The organism is Pseudoalteromonas sp. SG44-1 (assembly GCF_014164315.1).
Taxonomy (GTDB): Bacteria; Pseudomonadota; Gammaproteobacteria; order Enterobacterales; family Alteromonadaceae; genus Pseudoalteromonas; species Pseudoalteromonas rhizosphaerae.
Window position 1 is genome coordinate 18,442 of record NZ_JACJEW010000030.1, and the last position, 21,891, is coordinate 40,332.

Here is a 21,891-nt window from a genome sequence, read left to right on the forward strand (position 1 = left end):
TCAAGATAAAGTGTAACCTGTTGCTTTAAATTCACAAACCACAAATTATTGTGTTATCCATAGCGTTGTACAGCGCTTACTTATGATAGGCAAATTGTAGGCATAAAAAAAGCGCGTTAAAAAACGCGCTTAATTGAACCATTAACTAATCGAATTAGCTAACCACTTTTACGGGTACTGCTTGACCTGTGTTGAACTTAGTTGTCATCGCTTCTTCAACAGGTACAAACGATGTAAGGTCAATACCTTCAACTGCAGACTTATACTCTTCGATAGTCGGGAAACGACCAAGAACAGAAGAAAGTACTACAACTGGCGTTGAACCCAGTAGTGACTCACCTTTTTTCTCAGATGTATCAGCTACTACACGGCCTTGGAACAGACGTGTTGACGTTGCGATAACAGTGTCACCAGGTTCAGCTTTTTCTTGGTTACCCATACATAGGTTACAACCAGGGCGTTCTAGGTATAAGATATTTTCATACTTAGTACGTGCGGCCGTTTTTGGTTTTGCATCGTCAAATTCAAACCCTGCGTATTTAGCAAGGATATCCCAATCGCCTTCCGCTTTAAGCTCATCAACAATGTTATATGTTGGTGGCGCAACGACTAATGGCGCTTTGAATGAGATAGAACCGTTTTTCTTCTCAAGGTTACGTAGCATGTGAGCAATAATTTTCATATCGCCTTTATGAACCATACACGAACCAACAAAAGCTAAATCAACAGGCTTGTCGTTGTAAAAAGAAACAGGGCGGATCACATCGTGAGTATAACGCTTAGAAACATCATCGTTATTTACGTCTGGATCGGCAATCATTGGCTCAACGATTTGGTCTAAATCAACCACAACTTCTGCGTGATATTTAGCATTATCGTCTGGAGAAAGTGCTGGCTCTTCACCAGATTGAATACCTGCAATACGCTTATCAGCTAAGTCGATTAGACCTTGTAGCGTTTGCGCCTCGTTATCCATCCCTTTGTTGATCATGATTTGGATACGTGACTTAGCAAGTTCAATTGACTTGATTAACGTTTCATCATTTGAAATACAGATTGATGCTTTCGCTTTCATCTCTGCAGTCCAGTCAGTGAAGGTAAACGCTTGGTCAGCCATTAGGGTACCAATGTGAACTTCAATGATGCGACCTTGGAACACGTTTTCGCCACCAAATTGCTTAAGCATTTGCGCTTGCGTTGCATGTACAACGTCGCGGAAATCCATGTGCTTAGCCATTTTGCCTTTAAACGTAACTTTAACTGAATCAGGAATTGGCATAGCTGATTCACCCGTTGCAAGTGCAACAGCAACCGTGCCTGAATCGGCACCAAAGGCAACGCCTTTAGACATACGTGTATGCGAGTCACCACCGATGATGATTGCGCGGTCATCAATGGTAATGTCGTTCAATACTTTATGAATAACGTCAGTCATTGCATGATAAACGCCTTTCGGGTCACGTGCTGTGATCAAACCAAACTTATTCATAAACGCCATTAGTTTAGGAATATTCGCTTGCGCTTTGCTATCCCATACTGATGCAGTGTGACAACCAGACTGATATGCACCATCAACAAGTGGTGAAATCGTTGAAGCAGCCATGGCTTCTAATTCTTGTGCTGTCATTGGGCCGGTTGTATCTTGCGAACCAACGATGTTCACTTTAACGCGAACATTTGAGCCTGCGTGAAGTGGCGTATCTGATAGTACACCTACTGCATTACGGTTAAAGATTTTTTCAACCGCTGTTAAGCCTTGGCCTTCATGTGAAATTTCTTTTGAAGGTGCATACACAAGTGGAGTTTCAATGCCGAGTGTTTCAGCAGCAAACGTTTGTAGTTTTTTACCGAATACAACAGCGTAAGAACCACCGGCTCTCATGAATTCAACTTTTTGAGGTGTGAATGCTGACGAAATATCAACAAGTTCTTTATCACCGTTATAAAGCTTTTTCTCTTTAGTATTAATTGTTAACACAGTACCGGTAGCAACAGAGTACGCTTCTTCAAGCACTGCATCACCATTGTCATCAGTCACTGTATTGCCGTTTGCGTCTACTTTTTTAACCCAGTTTTTAAGGTCAAGACCAATACCGCCAGTTACATCAACGGTTGTTAAGAAGATTGGCGCAATACCATTAGTACCTGCAACAACAGGGGCAATGTTGATGAAAGGAACGTATGGGCTTGCTTGTTTACCCGCCCAAAGTGCTACGTTATTCACACCAGACATACGAGATGAACCAACGCCCATCGTGCCTTTTTCAGCAATAAGCATTACTTTAGCGTTAGGGTGTTTCTTTTGAAGTGCAACAATTTCTTGCTGTGCTTCTTCAGTGATCATGCATTTACCGTGTAATTCACGGTCAGCACGTGAATGTGCTTGGTTACCTGGAGATAGTAAATCAGTTGAGATGTCGCCTTCACCGGCAATATAGGTTACTACATCGATTTTTTCTTCGATGTCAGGTAATTTTGTGAAGAATTCAGCTTGTGCGAAACTCTCTAGTAACTCTTTAGCAATAGCATTGCCTGCTTCGTATGCCGCTTTTATGCGAGCCATATCTGCATCGTATAAGAATACTTGAGTCTTAAGTACTTCAGCCGCTTGTGCTGCGATTGTTGCGTCATCAGCAAATACTAAATCAATTAGCATTTCAATTGACGGGCCGCCTTTCATGTGTGAAAGCAGTTCAAATGCGAATTCTGGAGTGATCTCTGCAACTTGCTCTTCACCCAAAATAATTTCTTTTAGAAACTGTGCTTTAACGCCCGCAGCACTGGTTGTTCCTGGTAATGTATTAAAAATAAAGAAATGCAGTGAATCTTTACGGTGCTCGTTATTAGTATCTTTAATTTGATTAATGATTTCTGATACTAGTTCAGCGCTATCGATTGGTTGTGGGTTTAATCCAAGCTCCGTTTTACGGGTTTGGATTTCTTCCATATATTTTGTATACAAACTCATAGAAAACTCTCGGTATTTTACTTGATATGAAGTTAAGCATTTTAACTGATTTTACAGTCTCTAGTAATGCCTAAATGAATAAAGCTTTTCTGCCTAACTATAATTATAGCTAGTTTTACTTACTATACTTTGACGATATTCATTGCTCGAACTTAGATCCTATCGCACCTAAGCCATTAATTGTATAAATATGATTGATTCCGAGTATAAGTGTGGTGAATGTTGATGCGACTGCAATGAGTACTTTTCGGTGTTGGATGAGCCTTTATAATTTTTGGCCAAAAAAAAGGGCTGAAAATTCAGCCCTTACTATATGTTGTGTAAACTTATAGGTTATCTAAGAAACGCTCAGCATCAAGTGCTGCCATACAGCCAGTACCAGCAGAAGTGATTGCTTGACGGTAGATATGATCAGACACATCACCTGCAGCAAAAACACCTGGTACACTTGTTTGTGTTGCATTGCCGTTTAGGCCTGACTCAACCACTAAGTAGCCATCTTTCATTTCAAGTTGGCCAACAAACATATCAGTATTTGGTTTATGACCAATTGCAATAAATACGCCCGCTAAATCAATTTCTTCAGTGGCTTCTGAGTTTGCATCCTTGATACGAACACCGGTAACACCCATTTGGTCGCCCAGTACTTCATCAAGCGTACGGTTATAATGCATGACTACGTTACCGTTTGCTGCTTTATCAGCGAGGCGATCGGCTAAGATTTTTTCACTGCGGAAGCTATCACGACGGTGAATTACATGTACTTCATCAGCAATGTTCGATAAATAAAGCGCTTCTTCAACCGCGGTATTACCACCGCCAACAACCGCAACTTTTTGACCTTTATAGAAAAAACCATCACAGGTTGCACAGGCAGACACACCACGGCCTTGGAAGTTAGTTTCAGACTCTAGGCCCAAGTACTTAGCAGATGCACCCGTTGCAATGATCAGCGCATCACACGTGTAAGTACCTTGGTCGCCAGTTAGCGTGAAAGGGCGCTTAGTTACATCAACAGTGTGAATGTGATCAAAGACAATTTCAGTTTCAAAACGCTCGGCATGCTCTTTCATACGATCCATTAATGCAGGACCTGTTAAACCGTGAGCATCGCCCGGCCAGTTTTCAACTTCAGTCGTTGTTGTAAGTTGACCGCCTTGTTGCATACCGGTGATCAATACCGGGTTTAAATTTGCGCGTGCTGCGTAAACTGCTGCAGTGTAACCCGCAGGTCCAGATCCTAAAATTAGCAACTTACAATGTTTTACTTCACTCATGTTTTTATATCCTAAACGTTTAATAGCGTATTAATGCGCTCGATTTTAAGAGAAACAAGAGGGAAGTAAATAAAAGCGGCGATTATTTTTTTTTCTAAATCACAAAGCTGTCAAATATTGTGTACTAGAATCATGATAAGTGTACGATTTGTATGATATCCGAGCTATTAATTCAGTATTAACTCAGCATGCGACGTTAATTCATGACCAAGCTGTGTTTTTTTGATATGTTTTAACTAATTTTGATTTGTGACCCTGATTAAGGGTGACCTAAGTGAATAGGCAATTATGTTATTTTGGCAGGAAAAACCCGCGTACGGGTTGACTTCAAAAGACGTTAACGTCTTAACCAATGCACAAGAATATCGCACGCATTTACTAGCACTGATTGCGCAGGCAAAAACACGTATTTATATTACGACACTTTATCTGCAAGATGATGAAGCAGGGCGTGAAGTGTTAGCAGCGTTACATCAGGCTTCATTAGCAAACCCTGCATTAGATGTAAAAGTGTTGGTTGACTTTCATCGTGCCCAACGCGGTTTAATTGGTGCGGCAAAGTCAGATGGTAACGCCAGTTTATATTGTGAATATCAAGAAAAATATCAATCAAATGTACAAATTTTTGGCGTACCAGTAAAAGCAAAAGAACTTTTTGGGGTGCTGCATTTAAAAGGTTTTGTAATTGATGATACGCTGCTTTACAGCGGTGCGAGTTTAAATAATGTGTATTTGCAGTATCAAGAGCGCTACCGGTTAGATCGCTATTTTTTAGTCGAGCAGGCCTCACTATGTGATTCTGTGATTGACTTTATTGAACATGAATTGTTGAGTTCTGAAGCCGTTCCACGTATTGATGTGCGGCCTTTAACAAAGTTTAATGATATTAAAATCGCACAAAAACAATTGATGCGTTCATTAAAGCAAGCTAACTACGCTCACAGTGTGGAGCAAAATGAGCAAGCACTTGGCGTGCGACTATTTTTAGGACTGGGACGACGTAATAACGAGCTTAATCGTGTGATCAAATCCTTATTTGATGCCACCGAGCAAGAGTTAGTGCTGTATACCCCATACTTTAATTTTCCTGCACCGTTAATGCGTTCCTTGCGCCGCTTACTAAAACAGGGCAAGCAAGTAACAATCGTAGTAGGCGATAAAACGGCGAATGATTTTTACCTGCCACCAAGTGAACCATTTAGTAAAATAGGGGCTTTGCCATACTTGTATGAAACGATTTTGCATAAATTTTTAAAATCGCAAAAGCGCCATATTATTAACGGTAATTTAAATGTGTATTTGTGGCAGCATGAAAGTAACTCATTTCATTTGAAAGGTATTTGTGCTGATCGTAAATATCATTTATTGAGTGGCCATAATTTAAATCCTCGTGCCTGGGGATTAGATATCGAAAATGGCATTTTATTAGAAGATCCTGAGCAAAGTCTCATGCCAGCAATCGACAATGAAAGAGCCGAGATATTACAACACTGTCGTCGTTTAAACGGTGCCGAAGATTTAGAAACCATGGACGATTACCCGCCAGCGGTTAAAAAATTGCTGGGGCAAGCTAAGCGTGTCAAAGTTGATTTTATTATTAAGCGTTTTATTTAACGCAAAGTTAGAGACTAAAATGTAAGTACTATAAAAGCAGCGTTTACGCTGCTTTTTGTTGATTTAGCCTCGGAGCTGTTGCCCAACTCCGCTACAATATTTTTGCAAAACTGATGATGGTTATTTTAATATTCAAAGGAACTAACAATGCTTATTAAATCCGCCGAGCAAAAAGATTACGCCTCTTTAATTGAGATCTGGGAAGCTTGCGTTTCTCATACCCATGACTTTTTAACCCAACAACACATAGATGAACTGAAACCATTGATTTTGGCACATTATTTTGATGCTGTTAGTCTTTTTTGTTGTAAAGACAACAGTGGAAAAATAATTGGGTTTATTGGCGTTGCTGGCGGCAATATTGAAATGCTGTTTGTTGAGCCGACTTTCTTTGCGAAGGGGGTTGGCACGTTCTTAATTAATTACGCGATTGATAATTTAGCAGCAACTCATGTTGATGTTAACGAGCAAAACCCTAAAGCCCATGGTTTTTATTTAAGTAGAGGGTTTGAGCAAATAGGGCGCTCTGAATTAGATGGTCAAGGAAAGCCGTTTCCGCTGCTACATATGCGTTTAGCAAAAGTAGTTGAGGCTGACTAAATGGAACTGGTGATTTCAGATTCAATAACTTTAAAGCCATTAGATATTAGTCACGCAGTTGAACTTTACCAAGTTATCGCCGATAGTCGGGAAAATCTGAGTCAATTTTTACCTTGGGTGGATTACGTAATAGATGTTAATTCAACTAAACGTTATATATATGAACGACTACACAGCGGTAAAGCAGGTTCTCAGTGGTTTGCGGTATATATAGAGGATCGCTTAAGCGGTGTATTTGGTATTAAACACATTGATCCTGATAGTAAAGGTGCTGAATGCGGTTATTGGTTAGCTGATTTTGCACGCGGGCAAAGAGCCATGAATCAAGTGCTTACTAAAATAGTGCCTTATATAAAAAATAATAGTCATGCAAAAGTGATTGAGTTTTGTTGTTTAGAGGAAAACTTAGCGAGTATAAAGGTTGTGCAACGCGCAGGCGCACAATTTAAATATTATCAAAAAGAGACATCAATCTTCCTTGCTAATCAGCAACAGCAGCGTTTGGGTGTTTATGAAATAAAGCTAACGTGATCTGTGTTCATGGTAAGTAAAAAAAGCGCAATACAATTAATATCGCGCTTTATTATTATCGCTAACTCGCTAACTCGCTAACTCGCTAAAACGTCCACTCAACATGAAATTGCGGTACCGACTCAGTGGTATCGGTCCCTAGCTTATTGTGCCAATATTGCCACTCAAGGCCAAGTAGTAAGGTATTTTCTTTCATGCTGATGGCATTACCCAAGTCCCAAGTAATAATAGGCTGCGCTAAGATCCACGCCTTAACATCTTCACCAAATTCATTTTCGCGCTCAGCAATATATTCAACATGGCCAGTTATATTAAATTTTTGTGAACCAATCGAAAACGGGTAACCCCATGCAACATCTAGCATCCAGCTGTTAGTTTCAATAGGCGCGCCACCACGCGCAACACCCTCGTTATCATCTATATAGGCCGTAACTAGGGTTGATAAAAAACTAAATCCTTTCGCTTGCCAATTTACTTTAACACCGGGTAAATACTTCAATACCTTAGCATCACCTGCGGCGTTAAAGCCCGCTGTTAATCCAACGTCAGCAATAGCGCCAAACGAAAAGTCATTACCGGTTATTTTAGAAAGGCTAAAAGTTGAATACCATTCGCCATAAAAGTCACGGTCTTGATAGCCATCATCAACATTATCATTAATGTAATCTATGAAGAAAAAGTTATCACCATAGTCATAGCCAGAGGCATGTTGCAGTGAAGCGATTGATGTACCTGCTTCTTGTTCAGTAAATGGGTTTTTAAAATCGCCGTAGTTTAAATGTAGTTGCGTTGTGCTCCAATTTGCAGCAAAGCTAGATGTACTAACTGCACAAAGGGCGAATAAAGATAATGTTGATTTTATATTCATAACTATATGTTTAATGGGGAGTAAAGTGCAAAGTATAGCAGATACGCCCAAACGTGAGCGCATCTGGTTAAGTATTTATGCCTTATTTCGGCGTAGGCAAATTACTGCTATAGCAGTAAATGCCAATATAAAGCAGTAGTAAGATGAGGTTGATACTTGCCACGGGCTAATTTTAAATGTTGCGCCAAGTAGTAATGCTTGTGCACCATAAGGGAGAGATCCTTGCGTAACACAGGCGAAAATATCCAGCAAGCTTGCTGAACGCTTTCCGCTGATCTCACCATCATCGGCAAGTTTTTTGGCGATAGGACCGGCAACAATAATCGACACGGTATTATTCGCTATACATACGTTGCTGGTCATAACTAACGCGGCAATACCAAGTTGATCTGCCACTTTTCGGTGCCATTTTGCAATGACTTTAGTAATGGCTTGAATCTTTTGCGCGATATAATCAAGGCCACCGTTAATACGAATAAACTCTGATAAGCCACCAATAAACATCGACAGCAAGAATATTTCTTGCATATCAGTAAAGCCCTTATAAATGTCTTTTACAAAGCTGGCACCTTCATAACTGCCAGTAAAGCCCATCAGTGCCGCAAATATAATACCGCTGAACAGCACCACAAATACATTAAAGCCCATCACCGCTAGTACTAAAATAAATGCATAAGGTAGTACTAATAGAATATCGTAATCTTTAGTTTCTACTGCTTGAGCCGCAGGAGTTAAAAAGAATAATAAACCAATAGTGAGGATAGCTGCTGGCAATGCGATTTTTAAATTCTCACGGAATTTATCTTTCATCTCACAGCCTTGGGTACGCGTTGCAGCAATGGTGGTATCAGAAATAATTGATAAGTTATCGCCAAACATCGCACCTGACACAATCGTACCGGCCATTAATGCTGGATCAATACCGGTTTTAATAGAGACCGCATACGCAATCGGGCCAATCGCCCCGATAGTACCCATTGAAGTACCCATGGCCGTAGATACTACCGCTGCAATTAAAAATAAGCCCGGTAAAAGTAATGCTGGTGGAATAAGTGATAAACCGGCGTTAACAACCGCATCCACGCCGCCTGTTGCACCTGCGACGGCAGAAAATGCCCCAGCAAGTAAATAAATTAAGCACATGGTAATGATGTTGTTGTGACCGGCACCTTTTATAAAGGTTTCTACACTGTGGTTAATGGTGTTTTTATTTAACATAAACGCCAGCATAATCGCCGGTAAAATAGCAACAGGGGCAGGGAGCTGATAAAAAGCGTAATCGACCCCTTGTGATTGCAGGTATAAACCCGCACCTAAAAATAAGGCCACAAAGGTTAATAGGGGGAGCAAAGATAGTTTTGCTGTTGTTTTATTAAATGATGGCTGCATCATATTCCTCGTTAGATAACTTCTTGCACAACTAACACAGCCAAAACATCCCTCTTTTAGCTGAATTTAGTTGTCATACCTACCACAATGATAAGTACCTCAACAGCGCCCGCAAGCCAAAGACCAAATCGGCGCAAAGAAAGAAGTTTAAATGTATAGATGGCTAAAGTCTATGGGTATCTGTTATTATTATTTTTTAAAAGGCTTACCTGACTATTACACGAGTTTTAGATAAAATCTAGCCAACTCAAAAAATGCATAGGTTATTAATATGAATCGAATAGGCGTATTTGGCGCAAACGGAAGAATGGGGTTGGCATTAATTGAAGCCGCTCACAAAAATAATCATACCGAGCTTAGTGCAGCCTATGTACGCAGCAGTTCTCCCTTATTAAATATTGCCGTTAATCAATTAAATAGCGCAGCACCTGCGACAATTAATTTTAGTGATGAACGCAACGTTGACAATACCGACGTACTGATTGATTTTACGCTCCCAGCGGGTATGCGTGAGCATTTAAAAACAGCCGTTGCACAAAATATCCCGATGGTGATTGGCACCACCGGTTTAAATGACGACGATATGCTGGCGTTACAAACGGCTGCCAAGCAGATTCCAATTGTGTTTGCGCGAAATTACAGCGTAGGCGTAAATTTACTGTTGAATTTAGTGCAAACCGCCGCCACTAAATTCGGTGATGATTTAGATATCGAAATTTTTGAAGCGCATCATCGCCATAAAATAGATGCGCCATCAGGCACTGCACTTGCCATTGGTGAAGCAATTGCCGATGCAAAAGGGTGGGTGCATGATGAGGTTGCGGTATTTGATCGCAGCCGAGTAGAAACAGAAAAATCGCAAAATGAAATTGGTTATTCGGTGCTCCGAGGCGGAGATATAGTTGGTGAACATACCGCATATTTCGCAACTTCTGGCGAAAGGCTTGAATTAACTCATAAAGCAAGTTCTCGAATGACCTTTGCATTAGGCGCAGTAAGAGCTGCGGGCTGGTTGAAAAATAAGCCTGCAGGACTTTATGACATGCAAGATGTCCTCGACTTGAAGTAGTTTAGTTACTTTTTTGGGTGTTTGGTGGCTTTTTTGGCTTATAGGGCTTATTTTTACTGATTATTGAAATAGGGTTAGACCTAAAAGGCAAATTACTATAAAATAGCGCTAATTTGCCAAAAATTCATAATTGCGTGTTTCCAATCGCTATAAACGGGTAGTAAAGCAAATGACTTTACTCCCGTTTTTTACTGTTAGGAGGTTAACTTGACTAAATCCGCTCTGTTAGTTCTAGAAGACGGCACAGTGTTTCGCGGTACTGCAATCGGCGCTGACGGCATGTCTGTCGGTGAAGTAGTATTCAATACATCAATGACTGGTTATCAGGAAATTCTGACTGACCCTTCATACGCGGAACAAATCGTAACTTTGACGTACCCACACATAGGTAATACGGGTACTAACAGCGAAGACGAAGAAGCGAGTCACATTTGGGCTAAAGGCCTAGTGATCCGTGATTTGCCACTGCTAGCAAGTAATTTCCGTAACGAGCAATCGTTAGATGATTACTTAAAAGAACGTAATATCTTAGGTATTGCAGACATCGACACCCGTAAGCTTACCCGTATTTTGCGCGATAAAGGCGCTCAAAACGGTTGTATTATTGCAGGTGACGAATTAGATGAAAACCAAGCGCTCGCAGCTGCGCAAGCCTTCCCAGGCTTAAAAGGTATGGATTTAGCGAAAGTAGTATCAACCAAGGAAAATTTCGAGTGGCGTGAATCAAGCTGGACATTAGGCGCAGGGTTCAAAACTCTAAACGCAGCCGATGAAAAGTTTCACGTTGTTGCTTATGATTTCGGTGTGAAGCGTAATATTCTCCGTATGCTTGTAGACCGTGGTTGTAAATTAACCGTTGTACCTGCACAAACCTCGGCAGCTGACGTGTTAGCACTTAACCCAGATGGTATCTTTTTATCGAATGGCCCGGGCGATCCTGAACCGTGTACTTACGCCATTGAAGCAATTAAAGCCTTTTTAGAAACTGAAATTCCTATTTTTGGTATCTGTTTAGGTCACCAATTGTTAGCCCTTGCCTCGGGTGCAAAAACAGTGAAAATGAAGTTTGGTCATCACGGTGGTAACCACCCAGTGAAAGATTTAGACCGTAACGTAGTAATGATCACTGCGCAAAACCATGGTTTTGCTGCCGATGAAACAACGTTACCAGATAACCTTCGTGCTACGCATAAATCGTTATTTGACGGAACGTTGCAAGGTATTCACCGCACCGACAAACCTGCTTTTAGCTTCCAAGGTCACCCTGAAGCAAGCCCAGGTCCACACGATGCAGCCCCATTATTTGACCACTTCATCGATTTGATGCAAGCGCGTAACAACTAATTAAACCGGAGTAACAATGCCAAAACGTACCGACATAAAAAGCATTCTTATCCTAGGCGCAGGCCCGATTGTAATCGGCCAAGCCTGTGAATTTGACTACTCTGGTGCTCAAGCGTGTAAAGCACTTAGAGAAGAAGGCTATCGAGTTATTTTAGTTAACTCAAACCCTGCAACAATTATGACCGATCCTGATATGGCTGATGCGACCTACATCGAGCCAATTCATTGGGAAGTGGTAGAAAAAATCATTGAAAAAGAAAAGCCAGATGCAGTACTACCTACAATGGGTGGTCAAACCGCATTGAACTGTGCGCTAGAACTAGACAAGCACGGTGTATTGGCAAAGCATGGTGTTGAGCTAATTGGCGCAACAGCTGATGCAATCGATAAAGCAGAAAACCGCGAACGTTTCGATATCGCAATGAGAAATATCGGTTTAGAATGCCCGCGTGCTGAAATTGCTCATTCAATGGATGAAGCAAAAGACATCATCAAACGCATTGGTTTACCGTGTATTATTCGACCTTCTTTCACTATGGGCGGCACCGGCGGCGGTGTGGCGTATAACTTAGAAGAGTTTGAAGAAATTTGTGAACGCGGTTTAGACCTTTCTCCAACCAGCGAGCTATTGATTGATGAATCATTGATCGGTTGGAAAGAGTACGAAATGGAAGTTGTGCGTGACAAAAACGACAACTGCATTATCGTTTGTGCAATTGAAAACTTTGACCCAATGGGTGTTCATACTGGCGATTCAATCACCGTTGCTCCTGCGCAAACATTAACTGACAAAGAATACCAATTAATGCGTAATGCCTCTATGGCAGTACTGCGTGAAATTGGTGTTGAAACAGGTGGCTCAAACGTACAGTTTGGTGTTAATCCTGATGACGGCCGTATGGTTATTATCGAGATGAACCCACGTGTATCACGTTCATCAGCACTTGCTTCAAAAGCAACTGGTTTCCCGATTGCTAAAATCGCGGCTAAGCTAGCGGTAGGCTACACACTTGATGAACTACAAAACGACATCACCGGTGGTAAAACACCTGCGTCGTTCGAGCCATCAATCGACTATGTAGTAACAAAAATTCCTCGCTTTAACTTTGAAAAATTTGCTGGTGCAAACGACCGTTTAACCACGCAAATGAAATCTGTAGGCGAAGTAATGGCGATTGGTCGTAACCAACAAGAGTCGTTACAAAAAGCATTACGTGGTCTGGAAGTTGGCGCAACGGGTTTCAACCCAATCGTGGCACTTGACGATCCGAAAGCGAAAGAGAAAATCATCCGTGAATTACGTGAGCCAGGCGCTGAGCGTATTTGGTATATTGCTGATGCAATGCGTCACGGCATGAGCGTTGAAGAAGTGTTTCAGTTAACCAAAGTTGACCGTTGGTACTTAGTACAGATTGAAGATATCTTAAAAGACGAAGCTAAAATTGCCGAAGTGGGCATGGCTGGCTTAAGCGCTGATTTCCTTCGTAAGTTAAAACGTAAAGGTTTTGCTGATCCTCGTATCGCTGAAATTGCCGGTGTGTCTGAAGCTGAAATTCGTAAAAAGCGTCATTTATTAAACATCGTGCCAGTATACAAGCGCGTTGATACGTGCGCTGCAGAATTTAGCTCTGATACTGCATACATGTACTCAACGTACGATGAAGAGTGTGAAGCTAACCCATCTGATCGTGATAAAATCATGGTTATTGGTGGCGGTCCTAACCGTATCGGTCAAGGTATTGAATTTGATTACTGTTGTGTTCACGCAGCCCTTGCACTACGTGAAGACGGTTACGAAACTATCATGGTTAACTGTAACCCTGAAACGGTTTCTACCGACTACGATACGTCAGACCGTTTATACTTTGAACCAATTACCCTTGAAGACGTACTTGAAATCGTACGTGTAGAAAAGCCTGTTGGTGTAATCGTGCAATACGGTGGTCAAACACCACTTAAACTTGCCCGTGAACTTGAAGCTAACGGCGTGCCAGTAATTGGTACTTCACCAGATGCGATTGACCGTGCAGAAGACCGTGAGCGTTTCCAACAACTTGTTGAGCGTTTAAACCTGCTTCAGCCTGAAAATGCCACTGTGACTTCAACTGAAGAAGCGATTTTAAAATCAGCTGAAATTGGTTTTCCACTGGTTGTACGTCCTTCGTATGTACTAGGTGGTCGTGCAATGGAAATTGTGTATGACGAGCAAGACTTACGTCGTTACATGACCGAAGCCGTATCTGCATCAAACGAAGCACCAGTACTACTTGACCGTTTCTTAGATAACGCGATTGAAGTTGACGTTGACGCAATTTGCGACGGCGAGCAAGTGATCATCGGCGGCATCATGGAACACATTGAACAAGCGGGTGTTCACTCAGGTGACTCAGCCTGTTCATTACCAGCCCATTCGTTATCACAAGAAGTGCAAGACGTAATGCGCAAGCAAGTAACTGACATGGCACTGGAGCTTGGCGTGGTTGGTTTGATGAATACACAGTTTGCTGTTAAAGATGGCAAAGTGTACTTAATCGAAGTAAACCCACGTGCAGCGCGTACGGTACCGTTCGTATCAAAAGCGACCGGTGTGGCACTTGCAAAAGTAGCGGCACGTTGTATGGCGGGTCAATCTTTAGCAAGCCAAGGCATTACTAAAGAAGTGATACCACCTTACTACAGCGTAAAAGAAGTAGTATTGCCATTTGCTAAGTTCCAAGGTGTGGATCCTATCCGTGGCCCTGAAATGCGCTCTACTGGTGAAGTAATGGGTGTCGGTGATACATTCGCCGAAGCCTTTGCAAAAGCACAATTAGGTGCAAGCAATACTTTACCACGCGGTGGCCGCGCGTTACTATCTGTGCGTAATAGCGATAAGCCACGTATTGTTGAACTAGCTAAAACCATGACAGACCTAGGTTTTGAACTAGATGCAACAGGTGGCACAGCCGCTGCACTTGAAGATGCTGGTATTGCAGTACGTCGTGTAAACAAAGTATTTGAAGGTCGCCCGCACATTCTTGATAGAATCAAAAATGGCGAGTATAGCTATATCGTTAATACTACCGAAGGTCGCCAAGCGATCGAAGATTCGAAGGTGTTACGTCGTGGTGCATTGCAACACAAAACTAACTATACAACGACCTTGAATGCGGCATTTGCTAACTGTACTGCTAACCAAGCAGACGACCGCAGCAAAGTGACGTCAGTTCAAGAACTACACCTGCGATTGAACTAAGGAAATGTGCCAAGGCCGTTTATCGGCCTTGGGATTAAGTGAGAAAAGTATGCAAACAATTCCGATGACAGTTCGTGGCGCAGATTTAATGCGCAAAGAACTTAACGAATTAAAAACAGTTACCCGTCCAAAAATTGTATCTGATATTGCAGTTGCACGTGAACATGGTGACTTAAAAGAAAACGCTGAATATCATGCAGCGCGTGAGCAACAGGGTTTTTGCGAAGGCCGTATTCAAGAAATTGAAGCTAAGCTTTCAAATGTACAAATCATTGATGTGACTAAACTACCAAATACGGGTAAAGTTATTTTTGGTACCACAGTAACAATCGTTAATGTTGAGACTGATGCTGAAGTTAAATACCAAATTGTTGGTGATGATGAAGCAAGTATTAAAGATAACCGTATTTCGGTTAATTCACCGATTGCCCGTGGTTTAATTGGTAAACAAGCAGATGATGCTGTGATCATTAAAACCCCGAAAGGCGACGTGGAATACGAAATCATTGAGGTTGAGTACATTTAATTACTTTACTCATTTTCACGTTTTTAAAAACCGATGCTTGCATCGGTTTTTTTATGCCATAAACAATCTCGACATTTCTTAATAAATTGGGTACGTTAAGCTAACGTATTGATAATTTGCAGATGTTGATGACAGCAATTACTTTTCCTGACGCATTAAAAAACGGCGATAAAATTGCCATTTGCGCATTTTCATCCGGTGTTGAGAGTATCTTTCACCCACGCCTGGAACGCGTACTTTCTGGCTTAACACGCCGTGGCTACCTAGTAGTCGAGGGTAAATGCTTAAGACAACAAAGTAGCCCAGCAAAACAACGCGCTGATGAGCTAATGGCGTTCTTACTAGATGACAGCATTGCCGCAATTATGCCGCCGTGGGGTGGTGAGCTTGCCATGGAAGTACTTCAGTATATTGATTTTAATGCGGTTAAGTCTGCCAAGCCAAAGTGGTTAGTAGGTTTTTCAGATGTGAGCACGTTTGCCTGTATGCTTACAGTGCGATGTGGTTGGGTAACACTTCATGCTGCAAATCTAATGCAATTACATCCTAACGAGAAAGACAATTACTGCTTGCAAGTTTTTGATGTTCTGGCGCTTGAGAAAAATGGCTATTTCGAACAGGTGCCTGCCAAGTATTATCAGACTAAAGTGATTGATTACGCAAAAGAGCCAGATGCATTATTTGATTATACTCAGCCGAGTCAATGGCGCTGCCTAAACTATCAAGACTCAAGGCAAGTAGAGCTGACGGGGCGGTTATTTGGTGGCTGTTTAGACTCACTTAACGTGTTACTGGCTTCTCCATATCTTGATCTGCATAACTTTAAGCAAACATATGCGCCAGAAGGTTTACTACTTTATTTAGAAAATGCAGAGCTTTCACCTACAGCAGTGGCCCGTACTTTAATGGCGTTGCGGTTAAATGGTGTGTTTGCTGATATTAACGGTATTATTCTGGGGCGTAGTGCTTTGCTTAGCTCTCCAGAGCAAGACATTGATTATTACCAAGCCCTTGAGCTTGCGTTAGGTAATTGTTTATTCCCAGTTATCATCGACGCTGATATCGGACATGTTGCACCCAATTTATGTTTAGTGAATGGCGCGTTTTGCAGTTTTAAAGCCACTATAGATAAAGGCTTAGTTTACAATGCGAGCCTAGTGACCACTTTGCAATAGAACTTCGTACCTAATTGGTGATAAAAATGCATATTAAGGCAATGGCGTTAATATGCATTTTTCGCGATACGTAATTATTTTGAATCAGATAACCTTTCGACTAACTCAACACGTCGATTTAGCTCTCGACCTAATTCGTTTTTGTTAGTGGCTGCGGGAGCATAGGGGCCAACACCTTGAGGTATTAACCTTGTTTTAGCGATACCATAGTCAGCAATTAAAGCTTTAACGACCGCATCAGCCCGACGTTTAGAAAGGTCTAAATTATATTCTGCAGAGCCTTTATCATCTGTGTGACCAACCACATACAAACTCAATGCCTTATTTTTTTCTAAAACTTGCGCAATGACATCCAATGATTGTTTAGATTCAGGCTTTATGACCGCTTTATCGTAGTCAAATAACACCCCATAGATTGAGGCTTTACCTTTTTGCTTAAGTTGCTCTAACACTTTATCGCTATTTGTCTCTATTAACCCAGTTAATAATGGCTCGCTCCGCATCACTACAAGCTGAATACGAGAATCGCCTTCATAGTTACCGATGAAAAAAGCTACATAGGTAGTTTGGCCCTCAACAGTACTTTTCATAACTTGGTATCGAGGTTGGCGCCAGTAATTATAAGCTTGTTTTACAGCGAGCTTATCACCTAACTTTTGTAAATCCTCACGGATTAATCTATCTCTGGTGTTACCACTGCATGTATCTTTTTGACAAGAGAATACCGTTTCAAACCCTGCTTTTACTAAAGCACTTAGATAATTATGATAAATTTTTAGCGTTGACACCCTGTTTACGATATAAGTAATTTGGGTTAAGTCTCCGGTAACGTCTAGCATTGGCAGTGTGTTTGTTTTTGTATCAACAATACCAACAGGAATGCTGAATTCTTCATAATCAACCTGTTTGTAATCTTCAATATAACTACTAGGATAGCGACTTATTAATGGATGATCTGCTGAGCCCCCTTTATCTTTACGCGGTGCCTTGGTTATCTGTTTATTATTGTGTTTGGTAAATGCGTCAAAATTGGCAGTGACAAGTCCTGATTCAATGTCTTTTATATCCACTGTGGTTAATAATACTCGCGTCGTATTTTCATACTGACCAACAAATAACGAAATAGCAGCATCGAGGGACTCATCCCCTTTTGTGGCGAAAATATAGTGAGGTTGTTGGAATTGATTACTAGGGTTAAAGTAGCTAGACTTTTCAGCTAATAATTTTCTTTGTTCACGTTTATCTCCTGAATAACAATCACTTAAAGAGCATGTATAAACCACTTTAAAACCAGCATCACTTAACGCACTTTCATAATTTTTTGTTACCTTTAACGAAGCAACATTTTTTATCGTATAAGCGTAATGGCCTGTATCACCAATGAATTTTTTATACTCAAATTGTTGAGACTTTTCAGCTGTAGCAACAAACTTTGTAACAAGGCGAGTTTCCTCACCCGCTAAAATAACGGAATTCTCCAGCTTGGCACTTGGATAGGGGGAAAGCAAAGGCTCTGCGTGTAGGTTAAATACACATATTAGGGGGGCGATACAAAATATAAGTACCTTGGTTATTTTGTTATTCATTGAAATTCCTTTTATTAATGAAGGTAAACATTGTATTTAAAAAATAAGTTGGCCTAATTAAACTTTATAAAAAAGAATAAATCGCAATTTTTTAACGCTTACAAATTTTGCTGGCGTTGATAGTAACTTTACAGGCTTGAGTGTCAGTTGATTGCCAATGCTGGATATCGGATGGCGCAGTACAGCCAGCATCTTCAATAAGTAAAATGTCATCCTCACACAGTAATAAAATGGCATTTTTATCTTGAATGAAAACTTTTAACTGATAGTCCTCAAAAGGGGTGAGTTTGTTTTTATTGCTGTTGATAGCAGCCATTAGTAATGCTTGCGGATCAGTATAGGTTTTGGTGCTGAACTTTAATGTGCCATCAACCGCGGCTGAAATATCTTTTAGTTGTGATGCAAGATCAGCCATCTTTTCTGGATCATGTGCATTAGCTAGGCTAGAGCAGCCCACAGATAAAACAATTACTAAGATTAGAGTTAAGTATTTCATTTTAAATATTCCACGCGGTTAAGTTGCCATTTTCGTCTTTACCGTTGTCTAAATTCCAATTACAAATTTGCCAGCACTCTCCATCATTAAAAATAGCATTAGCAATAATCGATATAAAATACTGTATATTTTCAACCGCTAAATTAAAAATGTCGTCGTAGTGCATTGGGCCATTTGGAGTATTAAGCTGCTCAATGTAAGTGTAATCAATCTCATCTTGGCGAGGGTAGAGTAGCCCATTGTTTGCCGCAACATGCCTTGCCCATGGGAAGAGTCGATATCCTTCTTCAGCATGATCAACAACCAGTTGAAAGCCTGAATGCCACGCATCAAAGTCAGGAGCTGCTGATTGTGTGTAATCTGGGTGGATATGCGATAAAACATGCTGCCACAGTTGTTTAATATCTTCATCAAGGCAGTTATTTTGGCTGCTACATGAGCCGATATTAAGCCGAAAGCGATCAGCAAGGCCAATTTCACCCAAGTTTAACCTTGGCCAAATATAAGCGTCTTGATTCATTTCACAAGTGCGGTGGTCAGTTTGGTTTTGCTCATACGGGCCCACTTTAAGCTCGACCACGGGATGAATGGTGATATCAGCTGCAACATGCGACATATAACCACACAGCCAAGCAAAGCATTTTTCTTGCGCTGATCCCTCTAGATTTTTGCAATACTTTACTGCTTCTTTAATTACATCACCGGTATTGTGATAATGCATTAAATCAGCCCATTTATTTTGCTCTGAATTACCCACAGCTAAATAAGGGTAGTCAGGCGATACACAGCCTAACTCAAGGTATTTTTGATTTTGACTTAAGATCAGCTTTGCTTTGGTAGGAATATTCATTCCAATCAGGGCGTTATTCTCAGTAGCTAAGTTAGCCGCAGTAATGTGTGCAAAGGCACCTGGCATCAGTAAATCCTTCTACTTAGTAGTTTTGTTAATATATTTGCAATTGATCCAAGTTGCAATGGTTAAGTAATTAGTCAAATAGGCTTATTAGTTAGCTTTAAAATGGACTGCGTAATTTTAGTTATCAATAAACGTAACTTGAGCTTAAATCCATCGAGCTCACAGGCTACTGCCAAGCTCTAAAATGGCTATCTATTTTAGTAGGAGTTTAGTTGCCAAGAAGCGGAGACAAAACTAGCTGAGTTGGGCATAACTCAAGCATATCTTTTAGAGGAATCGGCTTATGGTGAGTGTTGACTCGTTTATTCACAGGGTAAAGGAGTTTATGATGGAGCTAAAAAAGACAGTGAGCGGGTCAGCGGCACGAGCTAAGCGTGCCGCATCAGTTGTTACTCAACGATAAATGTAATGCGTTTATGACTCGAATAAGGAGCTATATCATCTTTTGCATAAACAAGCACTTGATAGTTACCTGAGGAAACTAAAGGCAATATTGCTGTATCACTTGTTTCGTTACCAATAGATGCAGCCCTGCCATTTGGCAATAATACGAGCCATGTGTAGGTAATGGGATCTGTTTCTTTGTCATAGGCTTGTGCTTTGAGTGTTAAATTACTGCCTTTGATTTTATTCCCGAACATCTCAACATCGATAATGGTCGGCGCGGAGTTATCGGGATCTTCTACTTTGATTGCGACAAACCTGTTCGTGGTGTTTTCTCCGTCAGAGGCGGCGACTTGTAAAATGTAAAAGCCAGCAACATCAAAACGAACTCTAGCGCGGCTACCTGTTTCAGCAATAATATCTGCTTGGCTATTCGCTGGCCTATTTAGCCACTTCCAGCTCAACTCTACTTGCGCGCCCTCAGGATCTTGTACTTCAGCGTAGAATAATTGCTCTGATAGGGTAAAGGTATTAAGCAATGGGCTTGGCAAGACGTTAAGTGCTGGTGGTGCATTTTGGTCGGAACTAAATGAAATTGCTGTTTTACCAGCATCGCTCTGTTTCTCTGAGACCGTTATCGTTTTTACGACTGATTCCGTACGGTCACTATTTCTATCTTTGAGTGTAAAACGAACCTTGTATTCACCGGCAACATCTGGAATAAAGAAGGAGAGATACGACATAGTATAGGCTAATGTTACCTTGCTGGTAGCAGGAACACTGTCGAAGCTAAACATAGGAGTCGCAAAATTGTATTGCATGCTGTCTTTTGCATCAAGGTTAATAAACTCGTTCACTTCAGCGGTTTCAGGTGCGTCAAATGATGCTATGAGCTCTGGTCTATCATCATATACTTCTATCTGTTTAGTTACCGTTTCTGAATAGGCTTTACCATCATGTACCGTTAAGCTGATCGTGAATATGCCATAGTCTCTTCCTTCAAAACTAGCACTTTGTCCTTCAGGGTTGGTGAGAAAGAAGTCTAATGCATTGTTAGCACTGGTAACTTGCCACTTATAATAAATATTATCGCCATCAGCATCTGAGCTATTTTTTCCACTTAGTGTTACTTGCTTATTTTTACCCGCTTTTTCCTCAAAAGGAGTAATAACAGCTGTTGGGGCATGATTTTTTGGCTCAATCGGTTTATCTGAAATGCTCACTGACGCTGTAGCAATAGACTCTGTTGAACCTGACTTAATGATTAGCTGAATTTGATATGTACCAGCTATATCGGCAACAAACTCGCTCATTAGGCTGCTATTATTTGCTATTTTTGCAGAGCTATTATCAGGCTTTTCAATAATTGACCAATCCACGCTTGAAATGGCAGGAACAATGCTACTTGTTCCTACTAATCTGACCGTTGAACCGGTGTATACCGATTGGATCGGATTGATTTTAGCAGTAATGGCACCTGAGCCGGTTGAACTATCGGTAGATGTATCTTTATCGCTATCACTGAGATTATTATTTTCTACTTGTGGCTTAGTTGAACTACCTGAACCGCCGCACGCGGTTAGTGTTACCCCAAGAAATAAAGCCAATAATATTAATTTTTTATTCATTTTAATGTCCCTATACTTTATCCTGGCAAACAAAATACATGCTTTAGAATATTTAATCTAGTTAAAATTTGTTCAGCACAAAGGTCAGCTTGTGCAAATATAGAAGTTAAGTTAAAAGCCCTCAGTAAAAAGTTAAAACTGCAATTGTGCAGTCATTTTCGTGCGCGCAATTTAGGTTTAAGCGGATTAATAACTTATTAAATAGAAAAAATGAAAGTAACCTTGTAGTAAAAGATTAACTCTTAACCTAAAAAGTAAATGTGGTGGAACAGCATTGTTTGTTCA

16 protein-coding genes are annotated in these 21,891 nt (G+C 40.9%); 8 read left to right on the forward strand and 8 right to left on the reverse strand.

Features of this window, described 5'->3' with window-relative positions; all coding sequences use genetic code 11:
• Positions 1-154 precede the first annotated feature (154 nt).
• Positions 155-2,968, reverse strand: coding sequence for a bifunctional aconitate hydratase 2/2-methylisocitrate dehydratase (locus H5187_RS14405; protein WP_182797976.1), 2,814 nt, complete (start codon positions 2,966-2,968; stop codon positions 155-157).
• 326 nt (positions 2,969-3,294) lie between these two features.
• Positions 3,295-4,245, reverse strand: a complete 951-nt coding sequence (trxB, locus tag H5187_RS14410) for a thioredoxin-disulfide reductase (protein WP_182767553.1) — start codon at positions 4,243-4,245, stop codon at positions 3,295-3,297.
• Positions 4,246-4,533: 288 nt separating this feature from the next.
• On the opposite strand from trxB, the gene pssA reads away from it, so the two are divergent.
• The 3 genes from pssA to H5187_RS14425 all read left to right on the forward strand — a co-directional run bounded on the left by pssA (position 4,534) and on the right by H5187_RS14425 (position 6,990).
• Positions 4,534-5,859 carry a CDP-diacylglycerol--serine O-phosphatidyltransferase gene (gene pssA / locus H5187_RS14415; RefSeq protein WP_149982341.1) on the forward strand — a complete coding sequence of 442 codons (1,326 nt, stop codon included), beginning with the start codon at positions 4,534-4,536 and terminating at the stop codon, positions 5,857-5,859.
• Positions 5,860-6,006: 147 nt separating this feature from the next.
• Positions 6,007-6,459, forward strand: a complete 453-nt coding sequence (locus tag H5187_RS14420; RefSeq protein ID WP_149982340.1) for a GNAT family N-acetyltransferase — start codon at positions 6,007-6,009, stop codon at positions 6,457-6,459.
• Positions 6,460-6,990 (forward strand): GNAT family N-acetyltransferase, encoded by a 531-nt coding sequence (locus H5187_RS14425; protein WP_182734301.1) that lies wholly within the window; start codon positions 6,460-6,462, stop codon positions 6,988-6,990.
• An 85-nt stretch (positions 6,991-7,075) separates the two neighbouring features.
• Here the strand turns inward: H5187_RS14425 and H5187_RS14430 are convergent, their stop codons facing one another.
• A complete protein-coding gene (locus H5187_RS14430) occupies positions 7,076-7,858 on the reverse strand; it encodes a nucleoside-binding protein (protein ID WP_182717364.1) in 783 nt (260 codons plus the stop codon).
• Positions 7,859-7,933: 75 nt separating this feature from the next.
• Complete coding sequence (locus tag H5187_RS14435) at positions 7,934-9,247, reverse strand: Na+/H+ antiporter NhaC family protein (protein ID WP_145233394.1); 1,314 nt, start codon at positions 9,245-9,247, stop codon at positions 7,934-7,936.
• A gap of 271 nt (positions 9,248-9,518) precedes the next feature.
• Here H5187_RS14435 and dapB point away from each other — a divergent pair, with 271 nt between their 5' ends.
• The 5 genes from dapB (at position 9,519) to H5187_RS14460 (ending at position 16,596) form a co-directional block, all read left to right on the forward strand.
• Complete coding sequence (gene dapB / locus H5187_RS14440) at positions 9,519-10,316, forward strand: 4-hydroxy-tetrahydrodipicolinate reductase (RefSeq protein ID WP_145233082.1); 798 nt, start codon at positions 9,519-9,521, stop codon at positions 10,314-10,316.
• Between the two features lie 207 nt (positions 10,317-10,523).
• Complete coding sequence (carA, locus tag H5187_RS14445; RefSeq protein WP_145233083.1) at positions 10,524-11,660, forward strand: glutamine-hydrolyzing carbamoyl-phosphate synthase small subunit; 1,137 nt, start codon at positions 10,524-10,526, stop codon at positions 11,658-11,660.
• A gap of 16 nt (positions 11,661-11,676) precedes the next feature.
• Positions 11,677-14,895, forward strand: coding sequence for a carbamoyl-phosphate synthase large subunit (carB, locus tag H5187_RS14450; RefSeq protein ID WP_149982336.1), 3,219 nt, complete (start codon positions 11,677-11,679; stop codon positions 14,893-14,895).
• Between the two features lie 49 nt (positions 14,896-14,944).
• A complete protein-coding gene (gene greA / locus H5187_RS14455; protein ID WP_145233085.1) occupies positions 14,945-15,421 on the forward strand; it encodes a transcription elongation factor GreA in 477 nt (158 codons plus the stop codon).
• Between the two features lie 128 nt (positions 15,422-15,549).
• A complete protein-coding gene (locus H5187_RS14460) occupies positions 15,550-16,596 on the forward strand; it encodes a S66 peptidase family protein (RefSeq protein ID WP_182717366.1) in 1,047 nt (348 codons plus the stop codon).
• 74 nt (positions 16,597-16,670) lie between these two features.
• Here H5187_RS14460 and H5187_RS14465 read toward each other — a convergent pair whose 3' ends face one another.
• The 4 genes from H5187_RS14465 to H5187_RS14480 all read right to left on the reverse strand — a co-directional run bounded on the left by H5187_RS14465 (position 16,671) and on the right by H5187_RS14480 (position 21,606).
• Positions 16,671-18,182: an OmpA family protein gene (locus tag H5187_RS14465; protein ID WP_182797977.1), complete on the reverse strand. Its 1,512-nt coding sequence runs from the start codon at positions 18,180-18,182 to the stop codon at positions 16,671-16,673.
• A gap of 91 nt (positions 18,183-18,273) precedes the next feature.
• On the reverse strand, positions 18,274-18,678 hold the full coding sequence (locus H5187_RS14470; RefSeq protein ID WP_149982333.1) for a hypothetical protein: 405 nt from the start codon (positions 18,676-18,678) through the stop codon (positions 18,274-18,276).
• Position 18,679: 1 nt separating this feature from the next.
• Positions 18,680-19,594, reverse strand: coding sequence for a zinc dependent phospholipase C family protein (locus H5187_RS14475; RefSeq protein ID WP_182717368.1), 915 nt, complete (start codon positions 19,592-19,594; stop codon positions 18,680-18,682).
• 389 nt (positions 19,595-19,983) lie between these two features.
• The gene (locus H5187_RS14480) at positions 19,984-21,606 is read right to left on the reverse strand and encodes a PKD domain-containing protein (protein ID WP_182797978.1); all 1,623 of its coding nucleotides are present in this window, start codon (positions 21,604-21,606) and stop codon (positions 19,984-19,986) included.
• Positions 21,607-21,891 lie beyond the last annotated feature (285 nt).

Excerpts from the sequence above, each read along its gene's own strand:
- dapB (WP_145233082.1), top strand. The coding sequence starts at position 9,519 with ATGAATCGAATAGGCGTATTTGGCGCAAACGGAAGAATGGGGTTGGCA.
- H5187_RS14430 (WP_182717364.1), bottom strand. The coding sequence starts at position 7,858 with ATGAATATAAAATCAACATTATCTTTATTCGCCCTTTGTGCAGTTAGT.
- H5187_RS14460 (WP_182717366.1), top strand. The coding sequence starts at position 15,550 with ATGACAGCAATTACTTTTCCTGACGCATTAAAAAACGGCGATAAAATT.
- H5187_RS14475 (WP_182717368.1), bottom strand. The coding sequence starts at position 19,594 with ATGCCAGGTGCCTTTGCACACATTACTGCGGCTAACTTAGCTACTGAG.
- H5187_RS14465 (WP_182797977.1), bottom strand. The coding sequence starts at position 18,182 with ATGAATAACAAAATAACCAAGGTACTTATATTTTGTATCGCCCCCCTA.
- H5187_RS14420 (WP_149982340.1), top strand. The coding sequence starts at position 6,007 with ATGCTTATTAAATCCGCCGAGCAAAAAGATTACGCCTCTTTAATTGAG.
- greA (WP_145233085.1), top strand. The coding sequence starts at position 14,945 with ATGCAAACAATTCCGATGACAGTTCGTGGCGCAGATTTAATGCGCAAA.
- H5187_RS14480 (WP_182797978.1), bottom strand. The coding sequence starts at position 21,606 with ATGAATAAAAAATTAATATTATTGGCTTTATTTCTTGGGGTAACACTA.
- pssA (WP_149982341.1), top strand. The coding sequence starts at position 4,534 with ATGTTATTTTGGCAGGAAAAACCCGCGTACGGGTTGACTTCAAAAGAC.
- H5187_RS14425 (WP_182734301.1), top strand. The coding sequence starts at position 6,460 with ATGGAACTGGTGATTTCAGATTCAATAACTTTAAAGCCATTAGATATT.
- carB (WP_149982336.1), top strand. The coding sequence starts at position 11,677 with ATGCCAAAACGTACCGACATAAAAAGCATTCTTATCCTAGGCGCAGGC.
- H5187_RS14405 (WP_182797976.1), bottom strand. The coding sequence starts at position 2,968 with ATGAGTTTGTATACAAAATATATGGAAGAAATCCAAACCCGTAAAACG.
- trxB (WP_182767553.1), bottom strand. The coding sequence starts at position 4,245 with ATGAGTGAAGTAAAACATTGTAAGTTGCTAATTTTAGGATCTGGACCT.
- H5187_RS14470 (WP_149982333.1), bottom strand. The coding sequence starts at position 18,678 with ATGAAATACTTAACTCTAATCTTAGTAATTGTTTTATCTGTGGGCTGC.
- H5187_RS14435 (WP_145233394.1), bottom strand. The coding sequence starts at position 9,247 with ATGCAGCCATCATTTAATAAAACAACAGCAAAACTATCTTTGCTCCCC.